The sequence below is a fragment of the Kaistella soli genome, assembly GCF_019038595.1.
Classification (GTDB): Bacteria; Bacteroidota; Bacteroidia; order Flavobacteriales; family Weeksellaceae; genus Kaistella; species Kaistella soli.
Genome location: NZ_JAHOPF010000005.1, coordinates 283,913 through 295,362, shown reverse-complemented (window position 1 = coordinate 295,362; position 11,450 = coordinate 283,913). Strand labels below are relative to the sequence as shown.

The 11,450-nt window shown below is 38.8% G+C and carries 12 protein-coding genes; 9 read left to right on the top strand and 3 right to left on the bottom strand.

What is annotated here, in order from left to right; translation table 11 throughout:
• The first annotated feature begins 43 nt into the window (after positions 1 to 43).
• Genes KSK37_RS11760 through fabG form a run of 4 tightly spaced genes read left to right on the top strand, consistent with a single transcriptional unit; the run spans position 44 to position 3,965 of the window.
• Positions 44 to 1,039, top strand: coding sequence for a hypothetical protein (locus KSK37_RS11760; RefSeq protein WP_217201716.1), 996 nt, complete (start codon positions 44 to 46; stop codon positions 1,037 to 1,039).
• A 16-nt stretch (positions 1,040 to 1,055) separates the two neighbouring features.
• Positions 1,056 to 2,432, top strand: a complete 1,377-nt coding sequence (locus tag KSK37_RS11755) for a UDP-N-acetylmuramate--L-alanine ligase (RefSeq protein WP_217201714.1) — start codon at positions 1,056 to 1,058, stop codon at positions 2,430 to 2,432.
• A 49-nt stretch (positions 2,433 to 2,481) separates the two neighbouring features.
• Complete coding sequence (rsmI, locus tag KSK37_RS11750) at positions 2,482 to 3,216, top strand: 16S rRNA (cytidine(1402)-2'-O)-methyltransferase (protein ID WP_217201712.1); 735 nt, start codon at positions 2,482 to 2,484, stop codon at positions 3,214 to 3,216.
• A 5-nt stretch (positions 3,217 to 3,221) separates the two neighbouring features.
• A complete protein-coding gene (fabG, locus tag KSK37_RS11745; protein WP_088359115.1) occupies positions 3,222 to 3,965 on the top strand; it encodes a 3-oxoacyl-[acyl-carrier-protein] reductase in 744 nt (247 codons plus the stop codon).
• A 44-nt stretch (positions 3,966 to 4,009) separates the two neighbouring features.
• On the opposite strand, the gene KSK37_RS11740 is transcribed toward fabG, so the two are convergent.
• From KSK37_RS11740 to surE, 3 genes are all read right to left on the bottom strand, one after another.
• A complete protein-coding gene (locus KSK37_RS11740) occupies positions 4,010 to 4,459 on the bottom strand; it encodes a GNAT family N-acetyltransferase (protein WP_217201710.1) in 450 nt (149 codons plus the stop codon).
• A gap of 76 nt (positions 4,460 to 4,535) precedes the next feature.
• The gene (locus KSK37_RS11735; protein WP_217201708.1) at positions 4,536 to 5,576 is read right to left on the bottom strand and encodes a GMP reductase; all 1,041 of its coding nucleotides are present in this window, start codon (positions 5,574 to 5,576) and stop codon (positions 4,536 to 4,538) included.
• A gap of 10 nt (positions 5,577 to 5,586) precedes the next feature.
• The gene (surE, locus tag KSK37_RS11730) at positions 5,587 to 6,351 is read right to left on the bottom strand and encodes a 5'/3'-nucleotidase SurE (protein WP_088359118.1); all 765 of its coding nucleotides are present in this window, start codon (positions 6,349 to 6,351) and stop codon (positions 5,587 to 5,589) included.
• A 138-nt stretch (positions 6,352 to 6,489) separates the two neighbouring features.
• Between surE and KSK37_RS11725 the strand changes: the two genes are divergently transcribed.
• From KSK37_RS11725 to KSK37_RS11705, 5 genes are all read left to right on the top strand, one after another.
• A complete protein-coding gene (locus KSK37_RS11725; protein ID WP_217201706.1) occupies positions 6,490 to 8,610 on the top strand; it encodes a carboxy terminal-processing peptidase in 2,121 nt (706 codons plus the stop codon).
• A gap of 143 nt (positions 8,611 to 8,753) precedes the next feature.
• A complete protein-coding gene (locus KSK37_RS11720) occupies positions 8,754 to 10,073 on the top strand; it encodes a 2TM domain-containing protein (protein WP_217201704.1) in 1,320 nt (439 codons plus the stop codon).
• Positions 10,073 to 10,360, top strand: a complete 288-nt coding sequence (locus KSK37_RS11715; protein WP_217201702.1) for a 2TM domain-containing protein — start codon at positions 10,073 to 10,075, stop codon at positions 10,358 to 10,360. Before KSK37_RS11720 ends, KSK37_RS11715 begins: the two co-directional genes overlap by 1 nt.
• Positions 10,344 to 10,637, top strand: a complete 294-nt coding sequence (locus tag KSK37_RS11710) for a 2TM domain-containing protein (protein ID WP_343216991.1) — start codon at positions 10,344 to 10,346, stop codon at positions 10,635 to 10,637. Before KSK37_RS11715 ends, KSK37_RS11710 begins: the two co-directional genes overlap by 17 nt.
• Before the next feature lie 69 nt (positions 10,638 to 10,706).
• Complete coding sequence (locus KSK37_RS11705; protein ID WP_088359123.1) at positions 10,707 to 11,450, top strand: LytR/AlgR family response regulator transcription factor; 744 nt, start codon at positions 10,707 to 10,709, stop codon at positions 11,448 to 11,450.

Sequence of the window (11,450 nt, the reverse complement as noted above, 5' to 3'; positions counted from 1 at the left end):
TGATATTTAAAGACCAAAATTAAGGAAATTTAATAGCTTTATTATGCAAAACCTTCAAGATATACAGGAAAAAATTTTTTTTGAATCCAAAAGCATTCTCGAAACGCTTTCCAAAATAAATTCCCGCGAAGAACTGTTGGCCAAGCAGGATTTGTTTGCAGAAATAACGGACAGAATTGCTTTTCTTAGAATTTTAGAAAAGAATAAAGACAGTTTTATTGAAGAGGTTGATTTGCATAATACTGGTAATCAGGAAAATACAAGTCAATTAAATCCAAAAACCGAAGAACGGTTTGAAGATGCTCCGTCGGAAGAAGATCTCATTGAGGAGGAAGTAATTTTCACTAATGAACTCAATGAAATTGAGAATGATGAGGATTTAAATTCAGAAAATGAAGTTAATCGAGAGGTCAGTGCTGAAGATCATCAGGAAAAAAATATCGTTCCGGCATCAGAAATAGTTTCGACGATTGCAGAGGAAACTCAGCCCAATTACGAAGACATTGTTGCGCAGAAAGAAAGAGATTTTTTGGAACTCGAGGAACGCCGCAGAAAAATAGTGGAATTCAATAAGGAAGATGTTATTCATCCGCCGAAGGATGTTTCGGAAGATTCCCATACCGCTCAGCACGCACAGGAAAAAAAATTCAAACTCGCTCATATCAAAGGACTGAGAGCTGTTCAGAATTTATTTGACGAGGATCCCTTAGAAAAGATGGAGGAGAACGAAGCAGAAACTGCGGAGGAAAAAATGAATTCAGGAAGTATGCTTAAAAGCAATATTCCTACTGATTTTATGGAAGCTGAAAAAAGAAAACCTGAATTCAGACTCGATCTGAATGACAAAGTTGCTTTCATCAGACATCTTTTCGATGGCGACGCTGTGGAATTAAAAATAACAATCGATAAACTGAATTCTTTCACTGATCTGGAGCAGGCAAAATCATATTTAAGTGATATTTATTATTCCAAAGACTGGAAAAAATCCGATGAATATGCGCAGAGACTCTGGAATCTCGTAGAAAATAAATTTCTGTAACGTGGAAATAGAAAAAATGATCAAAAGCATAAACGATTTTCAAAACGTATTCTTTATCGGTGTTGCCGGAGTGGGAATGAGCGCAATTGCGCAGTATCTTAAGGGAATCGGGAAAGAAGTTTCGGGAAGCGACCGCTACTTTCTACCGGAAACCTTCAACAGAACTAAAGAACAGTTAGAAAAGGAAGGCATCACATGTTTTCTTCAGGACGGAAGCGGCATTACGGAAAAAACAGATTTAATTGTAGTTTCCACCGCGATTGAAGACACAGTCTTCGAAGTGCAGAAAGCAAACGAATTAGGAATTCCCATCATCAGAAGAAGCGAACTCCTATCCATTATCGCCAAAAGTAAAAAGACAATTGCCGTTGCCGGAACTTCCGGTAAATCAACAACATCAGCGATGTTATATCAGGTTTTACTTGATGCAAAATTAGAACCGAGTATTATTTCCGGTGCAGGGTTAACCTCTATTATTAAAGAGGGAAAAATAGGAAACGCTGCGGTTGGAAAAGGCGACTGGCTGATTATTGAAGCGGACGAAAGTGACGGTTCAGTGGTTCAGTATGAGCCGGAAATCGGCTTGCTTTTAAACATTGATAAAGACCATCAGGAAATTGATGAACTGATCGGATTATTTACTATTTTCAAAAATAATACAAAGCGTTTATTTGTTGTTAATCAATCAAATACACTGACTAAAAGTTTGTCTGCAGATGCAGAAAATGATTTTGGCTTTGAAGATGAAAATGCAGGATATTCTGCCTGGAATTTTCAGCAAAACGGCCTTTCATTAACGTTTGAAGTATTAAACCAGAAATTCCAAATGACTTCGCTTGGAAGACACAGCGTAGAAAACGCAGCCGCAGCAATTGCTGTTGCTCATCAGATTGGTGTTACTCTGAAGACCTGTGCGGAAAGTCTCTCAAAATATGAAGGAATTTATCGCCGTCATCAAATTCTCGGACAGAAAAACGGAATTTGGGTCATCGATGATTACGCTCACAATCCTGCTAAATGCGCTGCTTCTATCAAAGCCTGTCAGCCTTTGGCAGAGAAAGTAATTGCATGGTTTCAGCCGCATGGTTACGGACCAACAAGGTTTTTAAGAAATGATTTCGTGGAAGAGATTTCCGAGGCTTTAAGACCTGAGGATGAAATCTGGATGAGCGAAATATTCTACGCCGGCGGAACTGCCGTAAAAGATATCTCGGCAAATGATTTAATTGAGGACATCAAAGCTAAAGGTAAAAACGCGCATTTTGTAGAAAACAGAGATGATTTGCTTGATGCTTTGAGACCCGAACTCACGGAAGGAACGCTTCTGCTTTTAATGGGAGCAAGAGATCCCGGGCTAGAAGAATTTTGTAAGGATTTATTTGAAAAATTATAAATTAAATCCTTGAAGCTTTTTAAAACCTTCAAGGATTAACTTAAAGAATATGTCGGGAATGCTTTATTTTGTTCCAACACCGATTGGAAATTTAGAAGATATGACTTTCAGAGCCGTAAAGATTCTGAAAGAGGTGGATTATATCTTATGTGAGGATACCCGAACCTCCGGCGTTCTCTTGAAACATTTCGAAATTTCTAAACCGTTGAAATCCTATCACTTACATAACGAGCATCAGATGACGCAGAAAGTAATTGGTGATTTAAAAAACGGACAGAATATCGCAATCATTACGGATGCAGGAACACCTGGAATTTCTGATCCCGGCTATCTTTTGTCAAAAGCGGTTTCGGATGCAGATCTGGAAATGCAGTGTTTACCGGGAGCAACAGCTTTCGTTCCTGCACTCGTCGTCTCCGGATTACCGAATAATGAGTTTTTATTCTCAGGGTTTTTACCTCAGAAAAAGGGAAGGCAAACCAAGCTGAAACAGCTGGCTGCAGAAAATAAAACAATTGTTATTTATGAAAGCCCGCACAAGATCAATACTACTCTGGAACAGATTAAAGAATTTTTCGGTGAAGAGACGAAAGTGAGTTTAAGCCGGGAAATTTCCAAAAAATTTGAAGAAACTAAACGCGGTACTGTCAATGAGTTAATTGAATTCTCTAAAAGTAAAACTTTAAAAGGGGAAATTGTGCTTGTCATCAACAATTCTGAAAAAGAAAGTGATGAAGAGGACAAACCGCAGTCAAGAAACAAATACAAAAATTTAAATAATTAACTGATATGGGATTATTAGAAGGGAAAGTTGCCCTCATCACCGGTGCAACCCGCGGAATAGGAAAAGGAATAGCGGAAGTTTTCGCCAAAGAAGGTGCAAAAGTAGCATTTACGTATGCGGGTTCTGTGGATAAAGCAAAAGCTTTAGAGGAGGAACTTTCAAAGATAACAACAGCGAAAGGTTATCAGTCAGACGCTTCTGATTATGATGCAGCACAGAAATTAGTGGAGGAAGTAATGGCAGAATTTGGAAGGATTGATATCCTGATCAATAATGCCGGAATCACCCGCGATAATTTAATGCTCAGAATGTCCAAAGAAGATTGGGATACCATTATCAGAGTTAATTTAGATTCTGTGTTCAACCTTACGAAAGCGGTAATTAAGCCGATGATGAAGGCTAAATCGGGCTCTATAATCAATATGACCTCCGTTGTCGGAGTTAAAGGGAATGCTGGACAGGCCAATTATGCAGCTTCAAAAGCTGGGGTAATTGGGTTTTCAAAATCTATCGCACTGGAATTGGGTTCAAGAAACATCCGTTGTAACGCCGTTGCGCCTGGATTTATCGAAACTGAAATGACCGCTGCACTCGACGAAAAAACCGTTCAGGGTTGGAGAGAAGGAATTCCTTTGAAACGCGGAGGACAGCCAGAAGATGTTGCAAACGCGTGCGTGTTCCTTGGAAGCGAAATGTCAAACTACATTACCGGTCAGGTACTGAATGTAGATGGCGGAATGTTGACCTAAAAAAATAAACCTTCAAGGATTCCAAATCCTTGAAGGTTTTAATTCTATCCCAAATCTTTCTTAAAACACAGAGAATTTTCAACGCCTTTATATTGGCCGTAGTTTTCGATACGTTCAAAGGTTCGGTCGTACATTTTTATGGCTTCCAGCTGGTTGATTCCTGTTTCCAGTATTACACTTTGAAAACCCAGCTCTTTCGCCCAGTTTTCAAGCTCTGAAAGAATTTTTGAAGCATAACCTTTCCCTCGGAATTCAGGAATCACAAACATTCTTTTCAGTTCTGCAGAATTCTCATCGTAAGGTTTTATCGCACCGCATCCCACCGCATTTTCTTCTTCGTAAAGTACAACACAGTGCTTCAGCATATCTATTTTATTATACTGGTCATAAAAGGCGTGATCTTCCCCATCCGTATAGGCAAGATATTCGTCCAGCATTTTTACCAACTGTATAAAATCCTGGTTATCTGAGTTTGTTCTGATAAGTTTCATCATTTCAGTAATTTTTCACATTTATTATTCAGGAAAATAAAAGGAAAGGGCAGTTGAGCTCTCTGTCACAGAATTAAGTTTAATTCCCAAAAACTTCATTATGCTGTTCCGCCACCCGGATAAACGTAGTCCTTTTTGAAAGTTCGCGAAGTTGTGAAGCGCCAACATAGGTACAGGTAGAGCGGACTCCGCCCAAAATATCTTTTACCGTCTCCGAAACCGCACCTTTGTAAGGCACTTTCACCGTTTTACCTTCCGAAGCACGGTATTCCGCAACACCACCGGCATGTTTGTCCATCGCAGTTTGGGAACTCATTCCGTAAAAGAGCCTAAATTTCTTACCGTTTTCTTCCACCATGTCGCCGCCGCTTTCATCATGTCCTGCAAACATTCCGCCCAGCATCACAAAATCGGCGCCGCCACCAAAAGCTTTCGCCACATCCCCGGGAATCTTACAACCGCCATCCGAAATAATATGTCCGCCAAGTCCGTGTGCAGCATCAGCGCATTCAATAATGGCGGAAAGTTGTGGATAGCCCACACCGGTCTTAATTCTCGTCGTACAGACAGATCCGGGACCAATGCCAACTTTGATAATATCTGCACCGGCCAGAATAAGTTCTTCCACCATTTCTCCGGTAACTACATTTCCTGCAATAATGGTTTTGGTGGGAAAGTTCTTTCTTGCCCTTTTAACAAATTCCACAAAATGTTCGGAATAGCCGTTGGCAACATCGATACAGAGAAATTCAATTTTCGGATGTTGGTCAACAATCTTTTTTATTTTCTCTTCATCAGCTTTTCCGGTTCCGGTGCTGAGGGCAATGTACTGGTAGATCGAGTCGGGCTGTTTTTCTAAAAATGCAGTCCATTCTTCAGGGGTATAATGTTTGTGAATCGCGGTTACAATTTTATCTTTGGCAAGTGCTTCTGCCATTTCGAAAGTTCCTACGGTATCCATATTGGCGGCAATGACAGGAACTCCGCTCCATTTTTTCTGGGAATTCACAAATGTGAAGTTTCTTTCCACGCTTACCTGAGATCTGCTTTTCAGGGTAGATCTTTTCGGGCGGATCATGACGTCTTTAAAGCCAAGTTTTATTTCGTATTCAATTCTCATTTTGTTTTTGTTATTTTAAGATTTCGCGCAGATTTTCTAAATATTCATAAGCTGTTAAATCAAATTTTACCGGAACCACAGAGATATAACCTTCTGAAAGTGCAACTTCATCAGCATCTTCGCTGGTATCCATGTTGTTAAAATAACCTGAAAGCCAGAAATATTTATGACCGTGCGGATTGATGCGTTCATCAAAACTTTCTTCCCATTTGGCATCAGCCTGTTTGCAGACTCTTATTCCTTTGATCTCTCCGCTGCTGAGTTTTGGGATGTTAACATTCAGTACAATTCCTTTAGGCATTGGGTTTTCGAGAACTTTATTCACAAGGCTCTGAATATGGGTTTTTGCCTGCTTGAAATCTGCGTCCCAGGAAAAATCAAGGAGCGAGAAGCCAATCGCCTGAAGTCCTTCCACACCGGCTTCCACCGCGGCACTCATGGTCCCGGAATAGATGACATTAATGGAGGAATTGGCGCCGTGATTAATTCCTGAAACCACGATGTCGGGTTTTCTTGTAAGAATTTTATCGAGGGCAAACTTTACGCAGTCCACGGGAGTTCCGCTTAAAGAATAGTCTTTTTGCGGACCGTCTAAATTTATTTCTTCAAAAGTAAGAGTCGAATTAATAGTGATCGCATGGCCTTTTCCGCTCTGCGGGGAATTGGGCGCTACCACGACCACTTCTCCGATTTCATTCATGAATTCCACCAGATTTCTTATTCCTGGAGCCGTTATTCCATCATCATTGGTGACTAATATCAAAGGTCTTTGCATATAATTAAAGGGTTTTCCAACAAAATTACTTAAAAAAATAGTGTTCAAATATAAATAAGGTATTAATTTTGATACTTTGTAAAATCCTGTAACAAAACGGATAAAACCTTAACAAATTAGATATCATAAAATCATAACATGTTCAAGAAATTAAAACTCAATAGATTACTGCTTTTTATTCCACTTACGAGCTTAGCATTCTGTTTTAATTCACCAAAAAACGATGACGAAAAAATGTCAACGATTATGGTGAGTGTAAAAAATACGCTGAGCTACCTTCATTATTCACCAAAACCCATTAATGACGCCTATTCCCAGGAGGTTTACAAGCATTATTTCGAAATGGTAGATGCATCGAAAAGATATTTCATGCAGTCGGATATGGATGAATTTGCGAAACACAAAACAAAGCTTGATGATTACCTGAACCAAGGTGATCTGACTTTTTATAAACTCACTGTCGACAGACTTTACCAGAGAGTGGATGAAATCGATAAAATCACTCAGGATATCCTCAGCAAACCGATTAATTTAGACGAAGACGAAACGCTTGTTCTAGAACCTAAAATCAAGAAGTACGCCACCAATTCAAATGAAATGTCTGCGGAATGGAGAAAATATATCAAGTACAATATTCTTCAGGAAATGGAATCTCTGAAAGCGAAAGAAGAAATGCAGAAAGAGAAGAAAGATTCGGTTCAGAAATTTAATTTAAAGGATACCATTAAACTGGAAATCCTTACGCCGGAACAGAAAAGAATTAAAGCTACCGAAGAGGTAAAAGACCTGGTAACTGACACTTTCAGAAGGTTTAAGAAAAGAAATAAAATGGATTGGTTTACCGTGTATATGAATGCTTATACCGAAGTTTTCGATCCGCACACCAATTATTATTCGCCAAAAAATAAGGAAGATTTCGATACCCAGTTCAAAGGAAAAGTGATCGGAATTGGAGCGATCATTCAGGAGAAAAGAGGATATTTATATTTAGGTGCACTTACTATTGGTGCTCCTGCATGGAAATCGAAACAGCTTTCCGAAGGGGACAAGATCCTGAAAGTAAAATCAAAACCGGATGAAGACGCAGTAAATGTGGTTGGAATGCTTTCCGATGAAGCCGTGAGACTTATCCGCGGTGAAAAAGGAAGCAAAGTGACCTTAACAGTGGAGAAAAAAGACAAAAGCATTAAGGAAGTAACGATGATCCGTGAAGAAGTAGCTATAGAAGATACTTTTGCAAGAAGCATCATCGTGAATTCACCTGACGGTAAAAAATACGGATTCATTAATCTGCCAAGCTTCAATGCAGATTTTGAAGACGCGAAAGGCAGAAATGCATCTGACGATATTAAAAATGAACTGATCAAACTGAAAGCACAGAATGTTCAGGGAATCATCCTGGATCTAAGAAATAACGGAGGAGGAAGTTTAACCGAAGTAGGCGACATCATGGGATTGTTCATGAATGCCGGTCCTTACGTTCAGGTAAAAGACGGTAACGGAAAAATTCAGACGCTGAAAAACAAGACTAGTACACCGCTTTGGACCGGTCCTTTGGTGATTATGCAGAACGAACTTTCAGCATCGGCATCAGAAATTCTGGCAGGAGCAATGCAGGATTACGGAAGAGGCGTAGTGATCGGTTCTCCGCAATCTTTCGGAAAAGGAACTGTACAGACTTTCGTTGATCTGAACAGATTTTTGAATACCAACGATGATTTTGGTTCCCTGAAACTGACCATTCAGAAATTCTACAGAATCACAGGAGAATCTACCCAAAGAAAAGGGATTGAATCGGACATTAAAATGAAAGATTTCTTTACCTACGCAGAAATTGGGGAGCGTTATGATGATTATGCTTTGGCTTGGGATAAAATTCCGGCAGTAGCGTATCAGCCTGTGAATTATTTCTCTGTTCAGGCTCTTCAGAAAGGAATTGAAACGAGGCTTCAGAATAACAGAACTTACCAGTTAGTTCAGGAATCTGCACAATGGAAAGAAAACCTTGATAAAGAGGAAAGCATTTCCCTGAATCAGGCAAAATTTAATGAAGTGATGAAAACGAGAAAGTCGCAGATTGAGAAATTCAAAGCTTTAGATAAATTCAATAACGGATTGAAATTCACCCTGAACCCGGATGAAGTAATCCGTGAAAAGAAAGATGAAGCATTTGCAAAGAAATCTCAGAACTGGACCAAAAATCTTCAGCGCGATCTGTATCTTCAGGAAGCAGTAGCGGTTGTCGGAGAAATGAAATAATTATAAAGATATTAACCAAAACAAAACCATCGGAATTTCCGGTGGTTTTGTTTTTTACAGTTCAGAACTTAAATTCCGCCTTTCGGTGAGAAATTATTTTATTTACCTTTATTTTGAAATAGTTTTGCTTAAGAAATTAACCCATGAAAAGAAAAGATTTTTATAACATCCTTTTTATATCGCTCGGAGCGGGACTGTTCTTCTTTACCTTCTTTGACAGCGAAAAAACGGTGCAGAATTTTCTGTTTACTTTGGGCATTTCCCTTTTTTATACCATTGTTTTATCCATGGGAAATCACCAGATCAACTCTTTTCTGAATAAGAAGTTTTCATGGGTCGAAAATACGCGGCAGCGAACCATCTTCGGGATTCTTGCTACGGTTTTCGGAAACGTTATAATGGTTCTGTTCTGCAATTATGTGGTATTTATCCTGATCAAAAATCAGAATCCTCAGGACTTTTTCTCAGATACGATGAACTTCGTGAACTGGTTTATGATCAACTTCGCGCTCATGATTTCGGCTATTCTGCATGCAAAGGGTTTTATCGAGGAATGGAAAAAATCCACCCGTAAAGAAGTCGTGGAACAGAAACTGATCGCAAAATCGGCCAATGCACAGTTCGAAACATTGAAGAATCAGCTGGATCCTCATTTTCTCTTTAATTCATTAAATGTATTAAGTTCTTTAATTGACGAAAATCCTGATCAGGCGCAGCATTTTACTGCCTCAATGTCGAAGATTTACCGTTATGTTCTGGAGCAGAAAGATAAAGAACTGGTTACTGTTGAAGAAGAAATCGAATTTGCAAGAACTTACTGCGATTTGTTAAAGACAAGATTCGAAGACAGCGTCAACTTTGAATTTAACGTCAATGAAAACGACCTGAAATCTTTTGTTGTTCCGCTTTCACTGCAGCTGCTTCTGGAAAACTGCATCAAACATAACTTCGCAACCTCACAAAAGCCGCTGAATATTAAAATTTATTCAGAAAAGGGCTTTCTCCTCATCGAAAATAACCTGATGGCTAGAGAACAGGTAAAAGAAAGCGCAGGGATTGGTCTTTCAAACATTGTACAGCGCTATGCATTACTCACAAAACAAAACGTATTTATCGAAAAATCTGCCGACTTTTTCAAGGTGAAAATACCGGTATTAACTCAAAAAATTACAGCAATGACAACACAACCGTCACAAGAGTCCCAGGCTTACGAAAGAGCCGCAAAAAGGGTGAAAGAACTGAAAGGCTTCTATGCGAATTTAATGTCCTACTGTTTGGTTATTCCGTTTCTGATCTTTGTTAACCTGTATACTTCGCCAAAACATATTTGGTTCTGGTGGCCGATGTTGGGCTGGGGAATTGGTCTGGCGTCGCATGCCCTGCAGGTTTTCGGCATTGGCAGAAACTGGGAGGAAAAACAGATCCAGAAGATTTTAGATAAGGAAAACTTAAAAAGCAAATAATGGAAAATTCAACCGAAATCAAGTACAGAAACGCAGCGGAGCGCGTCGCCCGTCTGAAGAAATTTTACGGCAGCTTGTTTCTGTTTTTAATCATCTTCTGTGCTGTTACATTATACAGGTTTTATAAAACCGGAGATTTTTTCTACAGTTCCGGAGTTTCAGTAATTTTTGTGATCTGGGCAATTATTTTGACAGTAAAATCAGTAAAACTTTTCTTTCTGAATGCCGAATGGGAAAATGACATGATAAAAAAAGAACTTAAAAACCAACATGATGCAAACCAATAACGAAAACGATATCAGATATTTACAGGCCAAAAGAAGAGTGAAAAGAATGAAAGGATTCTATATTCACGCCACGGTTTATGTATTGGTCAACCTGTTTATTATTGCAGGAAATACTCAGGAGGGAGAATCTCTTTTGAATATGGATAATTACTGGACTGCCATCTTTTGGGGAATCGGTCTTTTAGCGCATGGAATAAGTGCTTTTATGCCTAATTTATTTCTCGGAAAAGACTGGGAAGAGAGAAAGATCCGAGAACTGATGGACAAATACAAATAATTTTTTAAGTTTGAAAAAATAACTAAAACTTACATTAAACCGATAAACCTAAAACTCAAAATTTAATCAATGATCAAAACCGTAATCATAGAAGACGAAAAACCTGCAGCCCGGAAACTGGAAAGATTATTGGGTTTGTTTCCTGATTTAGAATTAGTTGCAACATTGAATTCGGTGGAAGAAAGTATTGATTGGTTTACGGAAAACCAACATCCGGACCTCATATTTTCTGATATTGTTTTAGGGGACGGTTTGTCTTTTGACATTTTTGAAAAGATTCCTACGAAGAGCTTTATGATCTACACAACGGCGTTTGATCAGTATACTTTAAAAGCATTTAAGCTCAATTCCATCGATTATCTTTTGAAGCCGATTATGGAAGAGGATTTACAAAAAGCTATTGATAAGTACAAAAGTTTCCTGCCTACAGAAAGCAATCATAACTTAAAGGAAATCAAATCATTAATTAAAGAAGAGAAGCAGAAACTTTCAAGAATTCTGGTGAAGATCGGATACAATTTGAAGATCGTTCAGACGGATGAGGTTTCGTGTTTTTTCAGCGAAAACAAAATCGTATACCTTCAGACCAAAGAACGGAATTATCCCACCGATTTCACTCTGGACGAACTCCAGGAAGTTCTTGATGATAAAACTTTTTTCCGTGTAAACAGACAGTTTATTATCAATTCAAATTTCATCAAAAATATTCATACTTCACCTTATTACAAAGTTGAAATGGAGTTTCAGCCCGAAGAGGAAATCTCGGTGAGCCGCGACCGTGTGAAGGATTTTAAAGATTGGCTTTCGAAATAA